Here is a 21805-nt window from a genome sequence, read left to right as displayed (position 1 = left end):
GGCTTTCGCGACATCCGGGGGTGACGGCCGCGCTCAACGCCTGAGTCACGTCTCGGCTCGTCAGACGCTCGAGAGGTCGATCTCCTTGGGAAGACCATTCAAGGTGTGAACAACTGTGCCGCTCAAAGGAACAAAGCGAAGGCCCGGCGTTATGGGGTACGCCGGGCCTTCGCGTTCAGGGGGTCACGCGCACTTGGGCGCGACGGGCAGATCCGATCCGGTCTTCAGGTACGTGTCGGAGATGTAGTGTCCCGGGCCGATCCGGTCCCAGATGTTGCTGGTGCCGAACTTGCCGGTGACGGTCTCGCCCTCGACGTAGCATTCGATGTTGACCTTGGCGTAGTTCGCCGCGAGGCCCTTGATCGCCGCGGTGGTGCTCGCCGACGCCCGGACGTTCATCGGGTCGCCCGCCGTGCTGACGACGCCGGTCGGGCCGGAGCCGGTCCACAGGTAGGAGACGTTGACCCAGCCGTTGTCCGTCATCTTCAGGCCGTCCCAGAAGGTGCCGTCGGCGAGGTCGATGCCGGCCGGGTTTGCCACCTTGCGGCCGAACTCGTCCTTGCCGCCGTTGTAGCCGTCCTGGTACGCGGCCTGCGCTTCGGGCTTGCCCTGCGGCAGGTTCTTCCACATCTGACGGGTGGCCGACGGGTTCCAGTAGTCGTCCTTGGTGTTCCACGGGCCGACGTCCCACACCGGCGCGTACTCGCAGCGGCTGTTGTCGGTGCGGCAGATGCGGACCGTGTAGTTGCCGGTGTTCTTGGGCGCGAGGCCGCGGCCCGAAGGCAGGGCGACGAAGTGGTCACGGGACTTGATCACGTGTCCGTTGGCGGTGGTGCCGCCGACGAGACCTTCGCGGGTGCCGAACACCTTGTACGTCAGCGGGGCGGCGGCCGCGCCGATCGCGTTGGCCTGCGGGCCGAGTTCGCCCTGGAGCGTGACGTCACTGACCTTCGCGGTCACGCCGTCGGTCACGGTGCGCAGTCCGATCCGGACCTGGACCGTGGAGACCGAAGTGGACAGCTGGGCGGCGCCACCCTCGGTGGGCGTCCATTCGGTCCAGTCGTTCGAGTTGAGCTTCCCTCGGACGTCGACCTCGACTTCGGTGCCCTTGGGCGCGTTCGCGGTCACCTGGGCGGTGACCCGGTTCACCGGCTTCCCGAGGTTCTGTTCGCCGAGCAGCAGGTAACCCTGGCTACCGATGGAGTCGGGTTTTCTGTGCCAGGCGGTGTTTTCCAGGCTGAGCACCCCACCGTCGCTGCGGACGTTGACGTCATCTTCGTCCACAGTGGACAGGTCGGCGTGCCAGCTCCCTTCGGGTGCCGCGTTCGCGGGGCTGGCGGCCAGCGCGGTGACCGCCCCCATGGCCAGCACGGCCGCCATCACACGGCGGGCCTTCACGGTCCGGACCATTCCGGTCTCCCTTCGAGCACTCTCGGTTGCTTCGAAGGGAGCTTCTCCGGGACCTGTACACGATCGATACAAACGCGATCCGGCCCCTGGTATCGCCACCAGGGGCCGGATCGGTCAAGAGGGTCAGGCGGAAGCGGGCTTCCCGTAGGAGGCCTCGGCGGATTCCTGAAGACGCGAGGCGAGCGCGGATTCCTGTGGCCGCGCGGAGAGTTCCCGCCACAACGCCAGCGCGCGTTCCGAGTACGTCCGCGACCGCTCCGGCTGGCTCAGTGCCTCGTGCAGTTCCCCGAGCAACTGCGACACCTCTGCCTCGGACCGGCGGTCCCCGTTGCGCCGGTGCACGCTCAGCGAATTGACCAGCAGCAGTTGCGCGTGCGCCAGATCGCCGCTGTGCAGATAAAGTTCGCCGAGATTCTGGTTCGCGTACCCGACGCAATGGTCGTCGCCGAGTTCGTTGAAGATCGCGATGGCCCGGTCGACCTGCTCACGTGCCCCGGCGAGATCGCCCTGATGCTGCCGCAGCATCGCGAGCCGCTTCAGCGCGTGCGCCTCCCGATGCCGGTCGCCGATGCCCGCGGACTGTTCGAGCGCTTCGGTGAACCAGCGTTCCGCCTCGGCGAACCGGCGCCGCGCCAGCCACGCCGCGCCGATCGCGATCCGCGCGACGGCCTCGCCGTGCGGGTCACCGGCCGCCGAGAACTGGTCGAGTGCGGCGTGACAGTGCTCCAGAGCGACGGTGTCCTCGCCCTTGATCCGCAGTACGGTGCCGAGCCCGGCCAGCGCGATGGCCGCGCCCCGCGCGTCGCCGATCTTGTCGAACAGCAGTTGCGACTGCTCGAAAGCGACCAGCGCTTCGGCGTAGCTGTCCTGGTACAGCTGGACCTGGCCGAGGTTGCGCTGGATGATCGCCTCGCCGCGCAGCTCGCCGGACCGGCGGGCGGCGGCGAGTGCCACGGCGTGCGTGTGCAGCCAGTCGTCCTGGTGCCCGCGCTGGTCGAAATACGGCGCCAGCGCGGCGGCGAGGCGCCAGGCGAGCGCGTCGAAACCGAGGTCGGCGGCCAGCGAGACGGCGGCGACGCAAGTGTGCCGCTCGGCGGAGAACCACGCGGCCGGATCCTCGACCAGCCGCTCGGTTCCCGGTGGAAGCGCGGGCTGGGCGACCGTGTCGTCCCGGTACAGCCCGAAGAAATGGATCGGCATCCGGTCCGCGGCTTCGACCGCGAGCGCGAGATATCCTTCCAGTACCCGTTTCGTGGCGTCGCGGGCCTTCGCCGGGACGTCCTGCGCACGCAGTTCGGCGGCGTAACACCGCAGCAGGTCGTGCAGGCGATAGCGGGGTTCGCCGGTGCCGTCCGAGCCGATGAGATCGACCAGGTGGGCGTCCACCAGCACGTCGAGGACGTCGTCCGCGTGGGTGCGGCCGAGCAGGGCCGCGACCACCCAGGAGGGGAACTGGACCGAGCCGAGCCCGCCGAGGCCGCGGAACGCGGACGCCGCCGACATCGGCAGCAGGTCGTAGCTGAGTGTGACGCTGGCCCGGACGGCCAGATCGCCGACGCGGAGTTCGTCCAGTCTCCGTCTTTCGTCCCGCAGCCGGTCCGCCAGCACGCGCAGCGTCCAGCCCGGCCGGTGGGTCAGCTTCGCCCCGGCGACCCGGATCGCCAGCGGTAAGTGGCCGCAGTGGCGCAGGATCGCGGTCGCGCACTCCGGCTCCGCGGCGACCCGATCGGTGCCGACGATCCCTTCGAGCAGTTGCGCGGCTTCCGCTTCGGGCAGAAGGTCGACGTCGACCGGGGTGGCCCCGGCCAGATCCGGCATCCGCGTCCGGCTGGTGATCAGCACCGCGCAGGCGCCCGCGCCGGGCAGCAGCGGCCGGACCTGCGCCGCGCTGCCGGCGTCGTCGAGGACGACGCACATCCGGGTGCTCGCCAGCCGGGACCGCAGCAGCGCCGCGCGTTCGGCGAGGTCACGCGGCAGACCCGCGTCCGGCACGCCCAGCGCGCGGAGCAACTCGGCGAGCACGGTCATCGGCGGCCTCGGCGAGGTCGACGTCCCGGCGAGGTCGACGTGCAACTGGCCGTCGGGGAAGTCTTCCCGTACCGCGTGCGCCACCCGGATCGCGACCGTGGACTTGCCGACCCCCGGCGCCCCCGAAAGCACCGCGATGGTGGGTTTTCCCTGGTCACGGCGGTCGCGGAGCAGGCAGACGAGCTCGCCGACCACCTCTTCGCGGCCGGTGAAGTCCGGCAGGTCCAGTGGCAGCTGGCAGACCGGTGTCATCGGCCGGGTGAGGGCGATGGCCACCGTGTCCGGAGGCATGACCAGCGAAGCCCGTAACTCCCGCAGCCGAGGCCCCGGTTCGGTGCCGAGTTCCTCGGCCAGCACCTTCTCGGCCGTTTCGTACGCCTCGATCGCGTCGGTCGTGCGGCCGTCGGCCCGCAGCGCGACGATCAACCGCTGCCAGAGTTCTTCACGCAGCGGATGCTCGGTGACCAGGCCGCGCAGTTCGGCGACGGCTTCGGAGGTGCGGCCGAGTTCGATCCTCGCCCGCAGCCGCTGTTCCTGGACCGCGAGCCGCAACTCCGTCAGCCGGGCCACGGTCGCGCCCCAGCCGTGGTCGTGGGGGAGCCCTTCGAGGACTTCGCCACGCCACAACGCTTCGGCTTGGTCCAGCAGGTCGAGGGCGGATTCGGCCTGCCCGTGGCCGAGCGCGTCCTGTGCGCGGGCGGCCAATTCCCCGAATCGGATGTGGTCGATCTCCTCAGGAGTGGCTTTGAGGATGTAGCCGGACGCCCGGCTGCCGATGCGTTCTCCCAGTCCGGGATCGCGGTCGGCGAGACGTTTGCGGAGTGAATGGACGTAGGTGCGGATGTTCGCCGCCGCCGAACGCGGAGCCGACGAGGGCCACAGGACCTCGATCAGCAGTTCGGTGGAGACGACGACGTTGGGCTGGAGCAGCAGTGCGGCGAGCAGCAGACGCGGTTTGGGGCCGCCGAGCGGCACCACCTGTCCATCCACCGCCACTTCCAGCGGACCGAGAACGCGAAACCCGAGAATTGTCACCTAAACCGCCAATACGGCAGGAGCCCCATATCCGCCGATAATATTGCCGTCCCGCCATGGTTGGCTAGATCCATTCGCATGCATGTGCGGACAGCGGTCGGCGTTTGTACGGGATGTGTACGACTCCGGTTGACGCTGAAGCCATGAAGCGTTCAAGTGTCCGGCGACTCGCCGGTTTCTTCCTCGTGCTGGCGGCGGCGGGCGCCTTGGGGCTCGCCGGCGCGACTCCCGCGCTGGCCGCGGCCACCGGGACGGTCAAGACGGCGGGTGATCCGCTGAACGTGCGGCGCGCCCCGAGCACCGCTTCAAGCGCGGTGCGCACGGTCGCCAACGGCGCCACGGTGACCATCGACTGTCAGACGCAGGGGACCGAGGTCACCGGGCCCCTGGGCAAGACGACGTTGTGGGACTACGTTCCCGCGCTCGGCGGCTACATCTCGGACGGCTACGTCTACACCGGCTCCGACCAGCGGATCGCGCCCGACTGCGGGGTCGGTTCCGGCAGCGCCGAATGTTCCACCGGAGTCTGCGCGGGTGAGGGTCAGTTCCGTTCCTCGGATGCTCATTTCCTCGTCTACGACAAGGACGCCGACGGCAAGTCCGCCGTGGTCGCCTACTGGCTGAAGGGTGGCGCCGGCCCGTTCTACGTCTGGGCTTCCGGCGGTAACGGCACGCACGTCGACAAGGCCGTTCCGGTCGCGAAGGGGTCTTGGGTCTATTACAAGGTCTGCGTCGCCAACGCTTCCGCGAATCCGGTCCTCGAGGCCTGTAGTGGCGGTATCACCGATTACGCCGCGTGAATCGCTCCCCGTTCTTTCCCCACTTCGAAAGGTTGAATTCTCATGGGTCAGGTGAACCGGCGGGCGGTACTCCTCGGTGGAGCCGCGGCGGTTTCGACGGCGGCGTTGTCATCGACGGTGCCCTCGTGGGCGAACGCGAGGACGATGGCGGCGGCGCCCGCCATCCGCGACCCGTTCCAGCTCGGTGTCGCCTCGGGTGATCCGCTGCCGGACAGCGTCGTGCTGTGGACTCGGCTCGCTCCCGCCCCGCTGAACCCCGACGGTTTCGGCGGTATGCCGGACGCCGCGTACACAGTGGACTGGGAAATCGCGAACGACCAGGCGTTCTCCTCGATCGTGCAGAAGGGCACCGCCACCGCGGCCCGCGCCTCCGGGCACAGCGTGCACATCGAACCGGCCGGGCTCGAGCCGGGACGCGAGTACTTCTACCGCTTCAAGACCAGCGGCTTCATCTCCCCGGTCGGCCGGACCAGGACCGCCCCGGCCGCCGGTGCCGCCGTCGACCAGTTGAAGTACTGCTTCTCCTCCTGCCAGCACTGGGAGGAGGGCTGGTACCACTCGTACAAGGGGATGCTCGCCGACGACCCGGATCTGGTGCTGTTCCTCGGCGACTACATGTACGAGAAGAAGTCCGGCCGCGCCGCCGCCGAACGGAATCCGCGCAAACTCGCCTTCACCGACGACGTGACGACGCTGGCGCAGTATCGCGCCCGGCACGCCCAGCACAAGACCGACGCCGACCTGCAGAACGCGCACGCGATGGCGCCGTGGATCGTGGTCTTCGACGACCACGAGGTGATGAACAACTGGAACGGCACCGCCATCCCCGCGACGGCGGAGCGCAAGACCGCCGGGTTCCAGGCGTTCTACGAGAACATGCCGATCCGGGCGACCGCCAAGCCGAGCGGCGCGACGATCCGCCTGTACCGGCAGTTCGGCTGGGGGAACCTCGCCCGGTTCCACATGCTCGACACCCGCCAGTACCGCAACGCGCAGGTCCCCGACCCGTCCGGTTCTGCGGGCCCGGCGTGCACCGACATGCGGGCGACGTCGCGCAGCATCCTGGGCACGGCGCAGGAGGCATGGCTGTTGAAGGCGCTGGAAACGCACCCGGCGAAGTGGGACTTCCTCGGCCAGCAGGTCTTCTTCGCCACCCGTGACGGCGACGGCAACAAGGCGACCTGTGAGAGCCCGGATTCCTGGCAGGGTTACGAGGCCTCCCGAGACCGGATCGCGAAGGGCATCGTGGACCGCAAGGTGCCGAACCCGATCGTGCTGACCGGCGACGTCCACCGGCACTGGGCGGCCGACCTGCGCCGCGACTACTTCAACCACGGTGACCCGGTGTTCGGCTCGGAACTGGTGACGACGTCGGTCACGAGCAACAGCGACACCGCGACAGATCCGTCGTCGGCCTGGCTCGCGAACAACCCGCACGTCAAGTACTGCCGGGGAAAACGCGGTTACGTCCGGGTGACGGCTTCGCAAGCGCGGATGCGGGCGGATTTCATGACGGTTTCGGACACCACCGAGTACGACTTCTCGAAGGTGACCCTCGCCGCGGACCGCAGCTACGTGGTGGAAGCGGGGAAGCCGGGGTTGCAACGGGCCTAGGGAGCTGCGGCTGGGTCGCCAGCTCCAGTACATGAAGGTCCCCTTCCTTGCGCTAGGCGCCAATGCCAGGAACTCAAGGCGACCATCGCGTGGTGGAAGGAAGAACGCGGCGGCCGGGTCTTCATCGACTTCAACCAGGTCGCGTGTGACCGCGCTGTGGTCGAGCATGTCGCGAAAGCCACTTTCGGGACATCAGACGTCTCGAAAGTGGCTTTCGCGACACAGTCACCCGCCAGTCGCGAGAAGATCCAGACGCAGTCAGAACCCAGCCGTTACCCGCATCAGCCCCGAACTGCGGACGGCAGCTAAGCCCTCCCGACGCGACCCACACGTCGGCGGTATGGATGTGTTTCCGGCAGGTTCGCCCTGGTAGGGCCGTTTGTTTCGAAGGCTGCGGTCAGTCAAGTACATGATGGCCTCCTTCCTTGCGCCTAGCGCAAGGAAGGAGGCCATCATGTACTTCAGGTGGGCAAGGCTGCGCAGAAAAGGTCGCTTTCGCCCCGTGCGCCTCAGCTGGGAAGGCCTCCTTCGCAGCCGCGGGGTCACACCGGTTGCACAGCTTGATCAACAGGGAATCCTTCCCCGCGGCCCCTAACCGGCACCAGCGATGTCAAGGACTACCAAAGACAGCACCGATCAGCAGCTCTTCGCTACTTTGGTGAGCCAAAACTGCGATGACGAGTCAGGACAGCAGGTCCACCAGCGCGTCACCGCGAGGAGTCCGGACCACGAGGACGACCTGGCCCTCGCGGTGCCGCTGGATCAGGCCCGCCGACACGAGCTGTTCACAGTGGTAGGTCGCGGTGCTCGCGGCACAGGACAGGAGATTCGCGATCTCGCCCATCCGGGCGGGTTTTCCCAAATGCCGCAACAGTTTCGCGCGGTGGGCGCCGATCACCAGGTCGAGCCCTTCGACGCCGGGGCCCGGTTCGGCCTTGCCGTTCTCGAGCAGGCCGTCCAGCCCCGGCAGGGGATAGCCGATCCAGATGGCGTCCTCTTCGTCGAAGTTGGACACCACCGACCGGCAGCCCGCGAGCATCGGGACGAGGATCAGTTTGCGGCCGCGGACGGCGTACCGCGCCGGTTCGGCGTCGGGCAGCAGCAGTGCGCCGCTGCTGAACCGGAAATGGGGTCGCAGCAGGCCGAGCACCGCGTCGGTCCCGCCGCGGACGGAGGCGACGCCGATCCGTTCGATCTCGCGGTCGAGCAGGGGCCTGGCCTTGGTCCAGAGGTTTTCGGTCGCCAGCCTGGTCGCGGTGAAGGCGTCCGCGAGCGAGGCGACCCAGCGTCTCGGATGGTCGGCGGCCTGCCGCCACTGCGCCGGCAACCGGTCGCCGAAGACCTCTTCCAGGCCTTTCAGGACGTCTTCCTCGGTCAGGTCGCGCAGCATTTCCGCCTGTGCGGCGGCGGAAGCGTCCCCGGCGGGACTGATCGGCACGATGAAGTCCGGCTGCACGGAGGTGCCGCGCCGGGCGAGGGCGCTCGCCGCGCGGTACCCCTGCTCCGGGATCGCCGAGCCCACCTGGCGGCGCCAGGGAGCGGGAAGGCCGCGGTCGTAGCCGCCGACGACTTCGACGAGCAGGGAGACCAGTGAGATGTGCGGGGAAACCGTCACACTGACCGGGATCGTGCTGGTGTCACCGAGTTCGAGCCGGGTATAGGAGGCCTGGGGCGGCGTCTCGCGCATCCGGTCGTCCCTCCTGGGATTGGGGCGTCGCAGCACGCGATGTTAGCGCCTCAGGTCAATACCCGGCACCGCCCGGAAAAACCCAGTTGCTCGTTCATGATGAGGAACGCGCCGAGACCGTGGAAATCGTTGGTGTTGCGCTTACGCCCGTAGTAATACGTGGTGTCGCCGATATTGGTGCCCTCGGAGATGTTCTCGATATCCGCCAATCCGCCGGAACCGGTCGAGACCTGGGACAAGACCCCGCGGTAGCCCTTCGCGGCCACCGGCCCGTACTCGGTGCCGACGTAGCCGCGTTGCACGGCCCGGGAGAGCAGGAACGTGTACATCGCCGACGCCGAGGTCTCCAGCCAGTTGTCCTTGTCGCCGCCCCGGTCGACGATCTGGAACCAGCGGCCCGAAGCCCGGTCTTGCCACCGCGTGTACCCCGCGGCGAGGAACTTGACGACGTCGACGAGACGCCGTCGCCGCGGATGGCCCTCGGGCAGGATCTCGAGGAGGTCGATCGACGCCATCCCGAGCCAGCCGATCGCGCGGGCCCAGTGGTACTTCGAATGTCGTCCCTCGCCCGAAGCCCACGATTCCGAGCCGTCTTCGTCGTAGGCGTGGTAGAGCAGGCCCTTGGCGGGTTCCTTGAGCTGGTCGAAGTACACGACGACGTTCTTCGCGGCCTCTTCGTAGCAGTAGCCGGGATCGCCGAAGGTCTTGCCGTAGAGGGCGAGGAACGGCTGCGCCATGTACACGCCGTCCGCCCACAACTGCCCGGTCTTGCTCGTGGCGTGGAACATCCCACCGTCGGACGTCCGGGGATACGTCGGGAACCGGCGGCGCAGCTGGTCCGCGGCGGTCCGGTACTTCGCCTGCCCGGTTGCGGTGTACAGCAAGGGGAACATCTGCCCGGAGCGCATCGCGTCCAGGTCGGTGAAGCCGTTGGAGATCCCGCTTTCGGTGACGAACCGGTCGTACCAGGCGAGGATGTAGTCGAGATAGCGCCGTTCGCCGGTGCGCCGGTACACCAGATACTGGCCGTAGAGGTACAGGCCGCGGGTGTAGCCCCAGCCGCCGAGGGTGGCCGGGGTGTAGCGCTTCATCGTCGAGTCGACGACCGCCCGCGACCAGTCCACGGATCCCGGTGTGGCGGCGGCGGCACCGGGGACGGCCAGCGAGCCGAGGGCGCCGGCGGTTCCCGCCAGCACGGTGCGCCGCGAAAGCCCTGCCGCGCGAAGAGGAGCTGAGGACATCCGTGGCCTTTCCTGTGCCGGGAACACCGGGAGCGGGCGGCTCTGAGGGCCGAACTTTCGTTGCGGGACAACGTCTACCCGGCTTCTCGACGGTGAGTCAAGAGAGATCCGATCTCTTGCCTCATATATCAGATCTGCCACTCGAATGGTCGCTCCCGATACCCGGGACGGTCCCGGTGGGCGGCACTCTCTCCGAAAGCGGCCCGCTCGCCTACGATCGGTACGTGAACGAGCTGACCTTCCGCGGGCGCCACGTCGCCCGGGACCGCGCACTGGTCATGGCGATCGTCAATCGCACCCCCGATTCCTTCTACGACAAGGGCGCGACCTTCTCGGATCCGGACGCGCTCGCCGCCGTCGCGCGGGCGGTGGCGGAGGGGGCCGACATCGTCGACATCGGCGGGGTGAAGGCAGGCCCCGGCGCGGAGGTCGACGTCGAGGAAGAGATCCGACGGGTGGTCCCGTTCGTCGAGCGGATCCGCGAACTACACCCCGACCTGGTGATCAGTGTCGACACCTGGCGGCACGAGGTGGGCAGGCGCTCGGCCGAGGCCGGCGCGGACCTGATCAACGACACCTGGGCGGGCGCCGATCCGAAACTGGCCGAGGTCGCGGCGGAGTTCGGCACCGGCTACGTCTGCTCGCACACCGGGAACGCCGTCCCGCGCACCCGCCCGTTCCGGGTGCACTACCCCGACATCGTCGCCGACGTCGTCGCGGAGACGACGGCCCACGCCGAAGCGGTCGTCGCGCTCGGTGTCCCGCGCGAGGGAGTGCTGATCGACCCGACCCACGATTTCGGCAAGAACACCTGGCACAGCCTGGCGCTGCTGCGGCACGCGCGGGACCTGGCGGGCACTGGCTGGCCGGTGCTGATGGCACTGTCCAATAAGGACTTCGTCGGGGAGACGCTCGGGGTGGAACTCGCGGAGCGGGTCGACGGGACCCTCGCCGCGACGGCCTGGGCGGTGGCCGAGGGGGCGAAGGTGTTCCGGGTGCACGAGGTGAAACGCACCCGGCAGGTACTGGAGATGATCGCGTCGATCCAGGGGACGCGGCCACCCGCACGCGCGATCCGCGGGCTGGCCTGACCCGCCGGGTAGGTGTCTCACAGGGGCCCTTCGAGACGTTCATCGTCCCCAAGGTGGCCTTCAGGACGGCTGGCTTGAGCTGCGCGCCTCCGCGGGCCCAGGACGCTGGCCTAGCCGTCCAACGGAACCACCGCCGAGACCGTGCTCCCGGATCCGGGCTCGCCGGCGACGGTGAGTTCGCCACCGAGTGCGCGGACCCGGTCGCGGAGGCCGTGCAGCCCGGAGCCGCCGTCGAGGTCCGCCGCGCCGGTGCCGTCGTCGTGGACGTCCACCCGCAGGCGGTCCTCCTCGACGCCGATCCGCACGCGGACCTCCCGCGCCCGCGCGTGCTTCAGGGCGTTGGCGACCGCCTCGGAGACCACGAAGTACGCCGTCGCCTCGACGGCGCCGCTGAGCCGGGGCACGTCCGCGGCGTCGAGGCCGACCGCGAGCGGGATCCGGTCCAGCAGCGACCGGACCGCCGCGATCAGCCCGGCGTCGGTGAGGATCGCGGGCCGGAGCCCGTGCGCGAGTTCGCGCAGTTCGGTGACGGTGCCCTGCAGTTCGTCGATGGTGCCTCGCAGCAGGGTCGCGACGGCCGGGGTCAGCTCGCCGCCGAGTCGCCGTTCGGCCATGCGCAGCAACAGCACGACGCTCACCAGGCGCTGCTGCGCGCCGTCGTGCAGATCGCGTTCGACGCGTCTCCGCTCGTCGTCGGCGGCGGCCACGATGCGGGCGCGGGAGGCCTGGACCTCGACGAGGCGCTCCTCCAGTTCCGCGGCGAGGCGCTGGTTGTCCAGCACCAGCCCGGCGGCGGCGTTGAGCGCGTCGATCGACCGGCTGTCCTTCCACACCTCGTCGTCCTGCACGAGCGCGGCCAGCCCGGTGCCGTCGCGTTCCAGCAGGAGCCGGATCATCTCCGCGTTGCCGACCCGCGCCCGCAACACCCCGATCAGGAACGCCAGCGGCCACAGGCAGAACGAGACGCGGTAGACGTCCAGCAGCGGCTCGGACGCCGGATGCCCGGAGCCGAGCGCGCTGCCGACCGTCGTGCTCACCGCGCCGATCACGGCGATCGCGACGACCGGGGAGAGCAGCCGCCGCTGCGGGAGACGGCCCGCGAGCCAGCGGTAGAGCAGCACCGCGACGACGCCGCCGCCGATCAGCGCGCCGACCAGTTCGAGGAGTCGTTTGACCAGCTGTTCGGCCTCGGCGGAGGCCGCGACCGCGGCGAGGTTCTTCGGATCGTCGTTGACCAGCAGGCTGAGCACCGCCGCCCCGAAGACCACGGCGTAGGCGGAGAGGACGAGCACGCGTTCCCAGCGGGACCGCAGTTTCCCGTGCGGGAAGACGACCACGAGATGCGCGATCACCGGACTGGACGCGGCCGTCAGCGCCAGGCCGACGGTGTGCGCGAGCGGGTCACCGGCGAACTGCAGGTCCTCGGTGAACAACGCGAGCCCGGCCAGCGCGATGAGCAGGCCGATCGGGTTCGAGGCGCGGCGGACGTGCGCGACGGCGCCGGCCAGGAGGAAGAGGAACCCGGTCGCCGTCGACAGGGTGGTGTCGAGCGCGGTGTGGGTGCCGTCGGCGAGCTTGAGCGTCATCGCGAGGACGCCCATCCCGATGCCGGCGGTCAACACGCCGGCCATGGCGACGGTCCGAGGGTGGTTCACCACTAAGCGTGGTTCGCCCGTTCGGCCCGAACCGTTACACCGGGAAGACCCCCGATCGGGCCTCCCGATCATGGGACGCCCGTCCTGAAATGTGGAACGACTGTTCCGCCTGGTGTCAAGGTTTCTCAGCATCTTTCCCGTCATGCGGATGGCGATGCGGGTAATCCGCCGAACGTGTCACTCTCGCGGCCACCACCCGAGGCCGAGCCGTATCCCCCGAAAGGCGACACCCCCGTGAACACCCACCACAGAACCCGCTTGCTGGCCGCGGCCTTCGCCGCCCTGACCCTGGCCGGTGGGATCGCGGGGTGTTCACGCGCGGACGACGCCGCGGCGCCGTCGGAGCAGAAGAGCCAGGGCGCCGCGGGTGAGGTGCGCGTCGGGTACTTCCCGAACGTGACGCACGCGCCCGCGCTGATCGGGGTGGAGAACGGCTTCTTCGCCAAGGAACTCGGCTCGACGAAGCTCACCACCCAGACGTTCAACGCCGGACCCGAAGAGGTCAACGCGCTGCTCGGCAACTCGCTCGACATCGCCTTCATCGGCTCCGGCCCGGCGATCAACGCGTTCACCAAGTCCAAGGGCGCCATCCAGCTCGTCTCCGGCGCGGTCAGCGGGGGCGCGCAGCTGGTGGTGAAGCCCGAGATCACCACCCCAGAGCAGCTCACCGGCAAGAACATCGCGACGCCGTCGCTGGCGAACACCCAGGACGTCGCACTCAAGAAGTTCATCGCCGAGAAGAAGCTGGCCGACGTCAAGATCACGAACCTCGACAACCCGAAGACGTTCGACGCCTTCAAGAAGGGCGAGCTCGACGGCGGCTGGCTGCCGGAGCCGTGGTCCTCGCGGCTGGTGCTGGACGCGGGCGCGAAGGTCTTGCTTGACGAGAAGACCCTGTGGCCGGACGGCAAGTTCCCGACCACCGTCGTGATCGTCCGCAGCGAGTTCCTCCAGCAGCACCCGGAGACCGTCACCGCCGTCCTCAAGGGTGAGCTCGCCGCCATCGACTGGGCGAAGACCAACCCCGCCGAGGCGAAAAAGGTGGTCAACGGAGAACTCAAGGCGCTCGCGGGCAGCACACTGAACGAGGCCGTTCTCGACCGCGCGTTCTCCGGCATCGAACTCGGCATCGACCCGGTGGCGTCGACGTTCACCCAGCTCGCGCGGGACTCGGTGACCGCGGGCGTGGTGAAGTCCGCGGTGGACCTCAAGGGGTTCGCCGACTTCGGCCCGCTCAACGCCGTGCTCTCCGAGCAGGGCAAGCCCGGCGTGGACGCGCCCGGACTGACGAAGTGACCGGAGGGGATCAACGATGACGACCACCTTGGAACCCGGCCTGTCCACCGGTGTCGCCGTGCGCCTCGACGGCGTCCGGAAGGCGTTCGGCCCCACCGGCCGCGCCGTCGTGGCCCTCGACGGGATGGACCTGACGGTCGCCCCCGGCGAGTTCGTCTGCCTGCTCGGCGCCTCCGGTTGCGGCAAGAGCACCCTGCTGAACCTGGTCGCGGGCCTTGACGAGCCGACCTCGGGATCGATCACCTTGGAGACCTCGCGGCCCGCGGTGATGTTCCAGGAGGCCGCGCTGATGCCGTGGCTGACCGCGGCCCGCAACGTGGAACTGCCGCTGCGGCTGGCCGGTTTCGGCCGGACCGAACGCCGCGAGAAGGCTGCCGAGCTGCTCGAACTCGTCCGGCTCGGCGGCGCGGGCGACAAGCGGCCGCACGAGCTGTCCGGCGGGATGCGGCAGCGCGTCGCGCTCGCCAGGGCGCTGGCCGCGACCCTGCGTGTCGGCGGCGATCCGGAGCAGTCGCTGCTGCTGATGGACGAGCCGTTCGCCGCGCTCGACGCCATCACCCGCGACGTCCTGCAAGGCGAACTGCTGCGTGTCTACCGCAGCACCGGCACCTCGGTGCTGTTCGTGACGCACGACGTCCGCGAGGCCGTCCGGCTCGGCCAGCGCGTCGTGCTGCTCTCGTCGCGGCCGGGCCGGGTCGTGCGGGAATGGCGCGACGTCCAGGCCGCCGACGCCGAAGAGCTGACGCTGGAGATCACCGGTCACCTCCGGGAGGTGATCAGTACCCATGCCGCGGCTTGACCGCCCCGACGCCGGGGCGTCCGCGGCGGAGGAAGCGGACGAGGCCGTCGGCGCGGGGCTCGATTCGCTCGACACCCCCACCGGCGAGCGCCGGGAAAGCCGGGGGAAGCGGTTCCTTCGCGGTTTCGTGCCGCCGTTGGTCTTCCTCGTCTTGCTCGTCGTGCTCTGGCAGATCCTGTGGGCAGCCGCGTTCTGGCCGGAGGCGATGCTGCCCTCGCCGCTGGCGGTGTGGGACGAACTCGTCGACATCACGAGCACGGGTGAGATCTTCGAGTTCGTCTGGACGTCGGTGCACCGGGCGGCGCTGGGCTTCCTGATCGGCGTGGTCATCGGCACCCCGCTCGGCCTGCTGGTGGCGAAGGTCCGGATCGTCCGGTCGGCGGTCGGGCCGTTCCTGACCGGGTTGCAGAGCCTTCCGTCGGTGGCCTGGGTGCCGGCGGCGATCCTGTGGTTCGGGCTGAACGACGCGTCGATCTACTTCGTCGTCCTGCTGGGCTCGGTGCCGTCGATCGCGAACGGCCTCGTCTCGGGTATCGACCAGATCCCGCCGATCCTGCCGCGTGTCGGCCAGGTGATGGGGGCGAGCCGGTTCTCCGCGGCCCGCCACATCCTGCTGCCCGCCGCGCTGCCCGGCTTCCTGGCCGGGCTCAAGCAGGGCTGGGCGTTCTCTTGGCGTTCGCTGATGGCCGCCGAGCTGATCGCGCTGTCCCCGGCGCTGGGCAAGGGGCTCGGCGCGTACCTGAACGAGGGCTCGTCGTTCAACAGCATGGAAGGCGTGATCTCGGCGATCTTCCTGATCCTGCTGGTCGGCGTCGGCATCGAGCTGCTGGTGTTCCGCCCGCTGGAGCGTTCGGTTCTGCGGGCTCGTGGTCTCACGGCGTCCCTTTAGGACTCCTGGCATGTGAAGGTTCGCGCGTTCATCTTCCGGAGGTGGCCTACCTACGACACCGTAAGTTACGGTGTCGTAGGTAGGCGTTTTCCGCTGTCCCGGAAGGACGAAACGTATGGCGGTCCCCGAAAGCACCCGGTTGATGCTCGAACTCGAAGGAACGGTCGAGGAGAACCTCAACCGGCATCTCGGGGTCGCCAAGGAATGGATGCCGCACGAGTACGTGCCGTGGAGCGAGGGCAAGAACTTCGCCGAACTGGGCGGCGAGCCCTGGGATCCCGAGCAGTCGCGGGTGTCGCCGATCGCGCGGACCTCGCTGGAGGTCAACCTGCTCACCGAGGACAACCTCCCGAGCTACCACCGCGAGATCGAGCGGGCCTTCGGCCGTGACGGCGCGTGGGGCACCTGGGTGCACCGCTGGACCGCGGAAGAAGGCCGTCACGGCATCTGTATCCGTGACTACCTGCTGGTGACGCGCGCGGTGGACCCGGTCGAGCTGGAGCGGGCGCGGATGCAGACCATGCAGGCCGGGTACGACAGCGGGGACAAGGCGTTGCTGAACGTCTTCGCGTACGTGTCGTTCCAGGAGCTGGCGACGCGGCTTTCGCACCGCAACACAGGGCGGTACACGGAGGATCCGTTGTGCGAGAAGCTGCTCTCGCGGGTCGCGATGGACGAGAACCTGCACATGATCTTCTACCGCAACCTGGTGAAGGCGTCCCTGGAGCTTTCACCCGACGCGATGATGCGCGCCATCACCGACGAGGTCGTCCAGTTCCAGATGCCGGGCGCGGTGATCCCGAGCTTCGTGCGGAAGGCCGCGCTGATCGCGAAGGCGGGCATCTACGACCTGCGGATCCACCACGACGAAGTGATCTGGCCGCTGCTGCGGCAGTGGAAGGTCTTCGAGCTGGAAGGGCTCGGTGAGGAAGGGGAGAAGGCCCGCGACGAACTCGACCAGTTCCTCAAGGCCCTCGACACCCAGGCCTCCCGCTTCGAAGAGCGCCGGGCGGCCGCCGAAGCCCGCGCCGCCGCCCGAAACGCGTGATCAACCGGACATCACGCGTGATCAGATGGACATCGCACGTGATTAGACGGCCAACTCCGTGATGTCCATCTGATCACGTGAGTTGGCCGCCGGATCACGCGTGATGTCCATCTGATCACGCGAGTTCGGAGTTAGCGCGAGCGGCGAGAGCCGGCGCGCGTCCCCGACGAGAAGGCGGCGGCACCGCCGCGGCGGGCCGGAGCGCCACCGGACTGGTTCCGCGAGGACTGCGACTTCGCGGCACCGGAGCCGCGACGCGGCTGGGAGTCCGAGGTCCCGCGACGAGCCTGGCCGCCCTTGGGGGCACCTTCGCGACGTCCGGTGCTTTCGGCCGCACGACGGCCCTGACCGGTGGGCGCGCCGCCACGGCGGTCGCCTTCGGCCCGGGGCTGACGCGAACGGCCTTCCGAAGAATTACCAGCACCACCAGCACCACCGACGCCGCCGCGACGCCCGCCACCGGAGGAGCCACGGCCACCACCGGAAGCGCCACGGCCACCGGCGGAGGGGCCCCGGCCGCGACCGGCGCGGTTACCCCGGCCCCGGTTCGCCGGACGGTCGTCTTCGTCGTCGCCCTTGCTGGAGATGGCCTCGCCGCTGGCGCTGACCTTCTTCGGCCGCGTGTCCACGATCGGCCGCCGCGGTGACGCGGTGAACGAACGCTCGCCGGGGGCCAGTTCCGACAGCAGCGGGTGGCCGGGGCCGAGCTGCGTCGTGGTCGGCTTGATGCCGGCCTTGCGGGTGAGGTCGCGGACGTCGCCGACCTGCGCGTCGGTCATCAGCGTGACGACGGTGCCGGACGCCCCCGCCCGCGCGGTCCGGCCGGACCGGTGCAGGTACGCCTTGTGCTCGACCGGCGGGTCGGCGTGGATGACGAGGGTGACGTCGTCGACGTGGATGCCGCGGGCGGCGATGTCGGTCGCGACCAGCGTCTTCGCCGCGCCGGAGGAGAACGCCTCCAGGTTGCGCGTGCGCGCGGTCTGGCCGAGGTTGCCGTGCAGTTCGACCGCCGGCACACCGGAGGCCATGAGCTTGCGCGTGAGCTGCTTGGCGCGGTGCTTCGTGCGGGTGAACACCAGCGTGCGGCCCGGCGCCGCGGTGAGGTCGATCAGCACCGGCAGCCGGTGGGTCTCCTCCAGGTGCAGCACGTGGTGCCGCATGGTCGAAACCGGCGACTGGGCCGAGTCGACGCTGTGCGTGACCGGGTCGTGCATGAAGCGTTTGACCAGCACGTCGACGCCCGCGTCGAGGGTCGCGGAGAACAGCAGCCGCTGCCCGCGCTCCGGGGTCTCGGACATGATGCGCCGGACGTCGGGCAGGAAGCCGAGGTCGGCCATGTGGTCGGCCTCGTCCAGCACGGTGATCTCGATGTTGTCGAGCTTCACCTCACCCGAACGCATGTGGTCGGCGAGCCTGCCGGGACAGGCGACGACGATGTCGACGCCGTCACGCAGCCGGGTGATCTGCGGGTTGGGGCTGACACCACCGAAGATGGTGGTGACCTTGAGGCCGAGCGGTTTGGCCAGCGGCAGGAACGACGCCTCGATCTGGGTGGCCAGTTCGCGGGTCGGCGCCAGCACCAGCGCGCGCGGACGGCCGGGGCGGCGCCGCGTCGGACCGGCGGCGAGCCGGGCGAGGACGGGCAGCACGAAGCCGTAGGTCTTGCCGGAGCCGGTGCGGCCGCGGCCGAGGACGTCCCGGCCGGCCAGCGAATGCGGCAGCGTGGCGGCCTGGATCGGGAACGGGCTGGTGACGCCCTGCTCGGCGAGCGAGTCCACGAGGGTCTTGGGCAGGCCGAGTTCGGTGAAAGTAGGTGTGCTCATAAGCGTATGGGCGCGTGTGCGCCCTGGTGTCTCCGTAAGAATAGGAACGGTTGTCCTGCCCGGCGCAGACCTCGGGGGCCGCGGCGCGTGGTCATTCGACAACGAAACGCGGCCCGAGGCAGAACTGAGCGGACCGCATCCTCAGTGTACTTGGTCGTGATCTCCCGGGCTACGTGATATCGCCCGCACCGGTCCGCCGATGTTCGTCGGTTCGTACGAGCCGGACGCGGCGTCGCGGTGAAACGCTGGCCTGACCGTACGAAAGGGGACACGGGTGCCGAACGTTCAGGATCTGCAAGGCGTGCTCGACGAGGAGGCGCGCGGGGCGGGTGTCCCGGGCGCCGTGGTGGGGGTGCTGCACCGCGGCGAGGAGTCGGTGTCCGCCACCGGCGTGTCCAATGTGGACATCGGATCGCCGGTCGATGCCAGAACGCTGTTCATGATCGGCTCGACGAGCAAGACGTTCGCCGCGTCCGCGTTGTTGTCGCTGGTCGAAGAGGGTGTGCTGGACCTGGACAAGCCGGTCGCCGAGTACCTGCCCGGCCTTCGGCTGGCGGATCCCGTGGCACGGAAGACGGTGACGGTGCGGCATTTGCTCACGCATTCCGCCGGATTCCTCGGCGACGTCGACCTCGACACCGGCTGGGGCGACGACGCGCTGGCATTGGCGGTCGAGAAGTTCGGCGACCTGCCGCAGATCTTCCCGCCCGGTGAGGTCTTCTCCTACTGCAACGCCGGATTCCAGCTGGCCGGCCGCGTCGCGGAGGTCGTCTCGGGCCGCACCTTCGAGGACCTGGTCCGTACCCGGTTCCTGGAACCGCTCGGCATGACCGAGTCGTATTACCTGCCGTGGGAGGTGCTCACGCGCCGTCACGCCGTCGGTCATGTGGTGGACGACAGCGGCCCCTCGGTGGCGCACACCGTGGGCCTGACCCGCGCGGACAGCGCGAGCGGCGGGCTGTGGTCCACCGCGGGCGACCAGCTGAAGTGGGCCCGGTTCTTCCTGACCGGGGAGTCGGCTGGCGAACCGCCGCTCAGCGCCGCGACCCGCGACCTCATGCGGGCACCGCAGCGCAAGGCCGCGCTGCGGTTCGAAGAGGTCGGGCTGAGCTGGCTGCACACCACGCACGGGGCCGCCCGGCTCGTGCGGCACGGCGGCAACGTCAGCAACCTGCAGCTTTCGGAGTTCGTCACGCTGCCGGAGGCGGACTTCGCGGTCACCGTGCTGACCAACAGCGCGAGCGGTGCGGCGCTGGGCCGGAAGATCGTCGACTGGTGCCTGGAGCATCTGGTCGGCCTGCCCCCGATCGAGAGCCTGCCGCCGCGGCCGACGCCGTCGCTGGTCGAGTACACCGGCCGCTACGAAACCGGGCAACTCGCGGTCGAGATTACCGACCGCGACGGCGCGCTGTGGGCCCGGCTGGTCGCCGATGTCGAGGACTTCCCGTCGCCGCCTCCGTTCGAGGCCGTCTTCGTCGCCGACGACGCGATCGCCCCGGCCGCCGACACCCGCGCGGCCACCGGCCGCTTCCTGCGGAACGACCACGGGAGGTGACGTCGGTCGAGTTCGGTGGCCGGACGGCGAAGCGGCGCGCTACGGTTACCGAGTAGTAACTTCGGCGACCAGGAGTGACGATGAGCGAAAAGGCGACCGCGTTGTTGCTGAACCCGGGTGGGTACGACCCACGGCAGTTCGACCCGGAGACGCGTCGCCTGCTGCGTGCCACCATCGAGTGGTTCGAACAGCGTGGCAAGCGCAAGCTCACCGAGGACTACCACGAGCGGACCTTCTACGCGGACTTCATCGAGTTCGCGGGCAAAGAAGGCCTGTTCTCGACGTTCCTCACTCCAGGCGCCAACGCCGACGGCGACCCTGACAAGCGCTGGGACACCGCGCGGGTCGCGGCACTGTCGGAAATCCTCGGTTTCTACGGCTTGAATTATTGGTACCCGTGGCAGGTCACCATCCTCGGCCTTGGCCCGGTGTGGCAGAGCGCGAACGAGGCCGCCCGCAAACGCGCGGCGGACTCGCTCGCGGCAGGCGGTGTCGCCGCGTTCGGACTGTCCGAAAAGGAACACGGCGCCGACATCTACTCGTCGGACCTCGTGCTGACCCCGGACGGCAATGGCGGCTACCGCGCCAATGGCTCGAAGTACTACATCGGCAACGGTAACTGCGCGCGGACGGTGTCGGTGTTCGGCCGCATCGACGGCGTCGAGGGCCCGGACCAGTACGTGTTCTTCTACGCGGATTCGGAACACCCGAACTACCGTGTGGTGAAGAACGTCGTGCCGTCGCAGATGTACGTCGCCGAGTTCGAACTCAACGACTATCCGGTGTCCGAAGAGGACATTCTGCATGTCGGCGCCGAGGCGTTCTCCGCCGCGCTGAACACGGTCAACATCGGCAAGTTCAACCTGTGCTTCGGCGGCATCGGGATGTCGACGCACTCGCTCTACGAAGCGATCACGCACGCGCACAACCGGGAGCTGTACGGCAAGAAGGTCACCGATTTCCCGCACGTGCGCCGGGAATTCGTCGAGGCGTACGCGCGGCTCGTCGCGATGAAGCTGTTCTCCGACCGTGCCGTGGACTACTTCCGCAGCGCGAACCCGGACGACCGCCGGTACCTGCTGTTCAATCCGATCACCAAGATGAAGGTGACCACCGAGGCGCAAAAGGTCATCGGCCTGGTCGCGGATGTGGTGGCGGCCAAGGGTTTCGAGGCCGACACCTATCTCGCGATGGCCAAGAACGACATCGACGGCCTGCCGAAGCTGGAAGGCACGGTGGCGGTGAACCTCGCGCTGATCGCGAAGTTCGTGCCCGCGTACCTGTTCGCGCCGCAGGCCTACGAGCCGGTACCGACGCGGTCCGACGCCGCCGACGACGAATTCCTGTTCCGCCAGGGACCCGCGCGCGGGCTGTCCAAGGTGCGGTTCCACGACTGGCGCGAGGCATACGCCAAGGCGTCCGCGATCCCGAACGTCGCGCGGTTCACCGAGCAGGCCGAGGCGCTGGTGAAGTTGTTCACCGACGCCACCCCGGACGAGGCGCAGCAACAGGACCTCGACTTCGGGCTGGCGCTGACCGAGCTGTTCACGCTGGTCGTCTACGGGCAGCTGGTGCTGGAGCAGGCGGAGATCACCGGTATCGAGACCGAGGTCGTCGACCAGATCTTCGGTGTCCTGGTGCAGGACTTCAGCGTCGCCGCGATCGACCTGCACGGGAAGTCGTCCTCGACCGAGGCGCAGCAGGCGCTCGCGCTGGCTTCGGTGCGGAAGCCCGTCGTCGACGCGGCCCGCTTCGACCACGTGTGGTCGCTGGTCCGTGACCTCTCCGGCGCCTACGCCATGAACCCGTAGTCCAAGTACATGAAGGCCCCCAT

The 21805-nt window shown here is 69.0% G+C and carries 15 protein-coding genes; 9 read left to right on the top strand and 6 right to left on the bottom strand.

What is annotated here, in order from left to right; genetic code table 11:
* Positions 1-183: 183 nt before the first annotated feature.
* Both BS329_RS30215 and BS329_RS30210 read right to left on the bottom strand, forming a co-directional pair.
* Positions 184-1410 carry a hypothetical protein gene (locus tag BS329_RS30215; protein ID WP_076164883.1) on the bottom strand — a complete coding sequence of 409 codons (1227 nt, stop codon included), beginning with the start codon at positions 1408-1410 and terminating at the stop codon, positions 184-186.
* Between the two features lie 123 nt (positions 1411-1533).
* Entirely contained in the window at positions 1534-4473 is a 2940-nt protein-coding gene (locus BS329_RS30210) for a BTAD domain-containing putative transcriptional regulator (RefSeq protein ID WP_143253261.1), read from the bottom strand.
* Positions 4474-4616: 143 nt separating this feature from the next.
* On the opposite strand from BS329_RS30210, the gene BS329_RS30205 reads away from it, so the two are divergent.
* Together BS329_RS30205 and BS329_RS30200 are read left to right on the top strand one after the other, a co-directional pair.
* A complete protein-coding gene (locus BS329_RS30205) occupies positions 4617-5273 on the top strand; it encodes a hypothetical protein (RefSeq protein ID WP_076164880.1) in 657 nt (218 codons plus the stop codon).
* A 42-nt stretch (positions 5274-5315) separates the two neighbouring features.
* Positions 5316-6887 (top strand): alkaline phosphatase D family protein, encoded by a 1572-nt coding sequence (locus BS329_RS30200; RefSeq protein ID WP_076164878.1) that lies wholly within the window; start codon positions 5316-5318, stop codon positions 6885-6887.
* Positions 6888-7569: 682 nt separating this feature from the next.
* On the opposite strand, the gene BS329_RS30195 is transcribed toward BS329_RS30200, so the two are convergent.
* On the bottom strand, positions 7570-8574 hold the full coding sequence (locus BS329_RS30195) for a winged helix-turn-helix domain-containing protein (protein ID WP_076164877.1): 1005 nt from the start codon (positions 8572-8574) through the stop codon (positions 7570-7572).
* Between the two features lie 50 nt (positions 8575-8624).
* Positions 8625-9815 carry a glycoside hydrolase family 88/105 protein gene (locus BS329_RS30190; protein WP_076164875.1) on the bottom strand — a complete coding sequence of 397 codons (1191 nt, stop codon included), beginning with the start codon at positions 9813-9815 and terminating at the stop codon, positions 8625-8627.
* 224 nt (positions 9816-10039) lie between these two features.
* Here BS329_RS30190 and folP point away from each other — a divergent pair, with 224 nt between their 5' ends.
* Positions 10040-10906, top strand: a complete 867-nt coding sequence (gene folP / locus BS329_RS30185; protein WP_084750386.1) for a dihydropteroate synthase — start codon at positions 10040-10042, stop codon at positions 10904-10906.
* A 110-nt stretch (positions 10907-11016) separates the two neighbouring features.
* On the opposite strand, the gene BS329_RS30180 is transcribed toward folP, so the two are convergent.
* Positions 11017-12537 (bottom strand): sensor histidine kinase, encoded by a 1521-nt coding sequence (locus BS329_RS30180; RefSeq protein WP_143253260.1) that lies wholly within the window; start codon positions 12535-12537, stop codon positions 11017-11019.
* A 258-nt stretch (positions 12538-12795) separates the two neighbouring features.
* Between BS329_RS30180 and BS329_RS30175 the strand changes: the two genes are divergently transcribed.
* The 4 genes from BS329_RS30175 to BS329_RS30160 all read left to right on the top strand — a co-directional run bounded on the left by BS329_RS30175 (position 12796) and on the right by BS329_RS30160 (position 16593).
* Positions 12796-13857: an ABC transporter substrate-binding protein gene (locus BS329_RS30175; RefSeq protein WP_076164874.1), complete on the top strand. Its 1062-nt coding sequence runs from the start codon at positions 12796-12798 to the stop codon at positions 13855-13857.
* Positions 13858-13873: 16 nt separating this feature from the next.
* Positions 13874-14656, top strand: a complete 783-nt coding sequence (locus BS329_RS30170) for an ABC transporter ATP-binding protein (RefSeq protein ID WP_076164872.1) — start codon at positions 13874-13876, stop codon at positions 14654-14656.
* The gene (locus BS329_RS30165; protein ID WP_076164869.1) at positions 14643-15545 is read left to right on the top strand and encodes an ABC transporter permease; all 903 of its coding nucleotides are present in this window, start codon (positions 14643-14645) and stop codon (positions 15543-15545) included. The genes BS329_RS30170 and BS329_RS30165 overlap by 14 nt, the downstream gene beginning before the upstream one ends.
* A 115-nt stretch (positions 15546-15660) precedes the next feature.
* The gene (locus BS329_RS30160) at positions 15661-16593 is read left to right on the top strand and encodes an acyl-ACP desaturase (RefSeq protein WP_076164866.1); all 933 of its coding nucleotides are present in this window, start codon (positions 15661-15663) and stop codon (positions 16591-16593) included.
* Between the two features lie 131 nt (positions 16594-16724).
* Here the strand turns inward: BS329_RS30160 and BS329_RS30155 are convergent, their stop codons facing one another.
* Positions 16725-18416, bottom strand: coding sequence for a DEAD/DEAH box helicase (locus BS329_RS30155; protein WP_076164864.1), 1692 nt, complete (start codon positions 18414-18416; stop codon positions 16725-16727).
* Positions 18417-18690: 274 nt separating this feature from the next.
* Between BS329_RS30155 and BS329_RS30150 the strand changes: the two genes are divergently transcribed.
* Together BS329_RS30150 and BS329_RS30145 are read left to right on the top strand one after the other, a co-directional pair.
* Positions 18691-19971: a serine hydrolase domain-containing protein gene (locus BS329_RS30150; RefSeq protein ID WP_244197346.1), complete on the top strand. Its 1281-nt coding sequence runs from the start codon at positions 18691-18693 to the stop codon at positions 19969-19971.
* Positions 19972-20051: 80 nt separating this feature from the next.
* On the top strand, positions 20052-21782 hold the full coding sequence (locus BS329_RS30145; protein WP_076164863.1) for an acyl-CoA dehydrogenase family protein: 1731 nt from the start codon (positions 20052-20054) through the stop codon (positions 21780-21782).
* Positions 21783-21805: the final 23 nt, after the last annotated feature.

Source organism: Amycolatopsis coloradensis, assembly GCF_001953865.1.
In the GTDB taxonomy this organism is placed as follows: Bacteria; Actinomycetota; Actinomycetes; order Mycobacteriales; family Pseudonocardiaceae; genus Amycolatopsis; species Amycolatopsis coloradensis.
This window is presented reverse-complemented; position numbering and strand designations above follow the sequence as displayed.

Bases quoted from the DNA above. Each gene is read 5' to 3' on its own strand.
- BS329_RS30160 (WP_076164866.1), top strand. From the start codon at position 15,661: ATGGCGGTCCCCGAAAGCACCCGGTTGATGCTCGAACTCGAAGGAACG.
- BS329_RS30145 (WP_076164863.1), top strand. From the start codon at position 20,052: ATGAGCGAAAAGGCGACCGCGTTGTTGCTGAACCCGGGTGGGTACGAC.
- BS329_RS30155 (WP_076164864.1), bottom strand. From the start codon at position 18,416: ATGAGCACACCTACTTTCACCGAACTCGGCCTGCCCAAGACCCTCGTG.
- BS329_RS30195 (WP_076164877.1), bottom strand. From the start codon at position 8,574: ATGCGCGAGACGCCGCCCCAGGCCTCCTATACCCGGCTCGAACTCGGT.
- BS329_RS30190 (WP_076164875.1), bottom strand. From the start codon at position 9,815: ATGTCCTCAGCTCCTCTTCGCGCGGCAGGGCTTTCGCGGCGCACCGTG.
- BS329_RS30215 (WP_076164883.1), bottom strand. From the start codon at position 1,410: ATGGTCCGGACCGTGAAGGCCCGCCGTGTGATGGCGGCCGTGCTGGCC.
- BS329_RS30170 (WP_076164872.1), top strand. From the start codon at position 13,874: ATGACGACCACCTTGGAACCCGGCCTGTCCACCGGTGTCGCCGTGCGC.
- BS329_RS30205 (WP_076164880.1), top strand. From the start codon at position 4,617: ATGAAGCGTTCAAGTGTCCGGCGACTCGCCGGTTTCTTCCTCGTGCTG.
- BS329_RS30165 (WP_076164869.1), top strand. From the start codon at position 14,643: ATGCCGCGGCTTGACCGCCCCGACGCCGGGGCGTCCGCGGCGGAGGAA.
- BS329_RS30180 (WP_143253260.1), bottom strand. From the start codon at position 12,537: ATGGCCGGCGTGTTGACCGCCGGCATCGGGATGGGCGTCCTCGCGATG.
- BS329_RS30200 (WP_076164878.1), top strand. From the start codon at position 5,316: ATGGGTCAGGTGAACCGGCGGGCGGTACTCCTCGGTGGAGCCGCGGCG.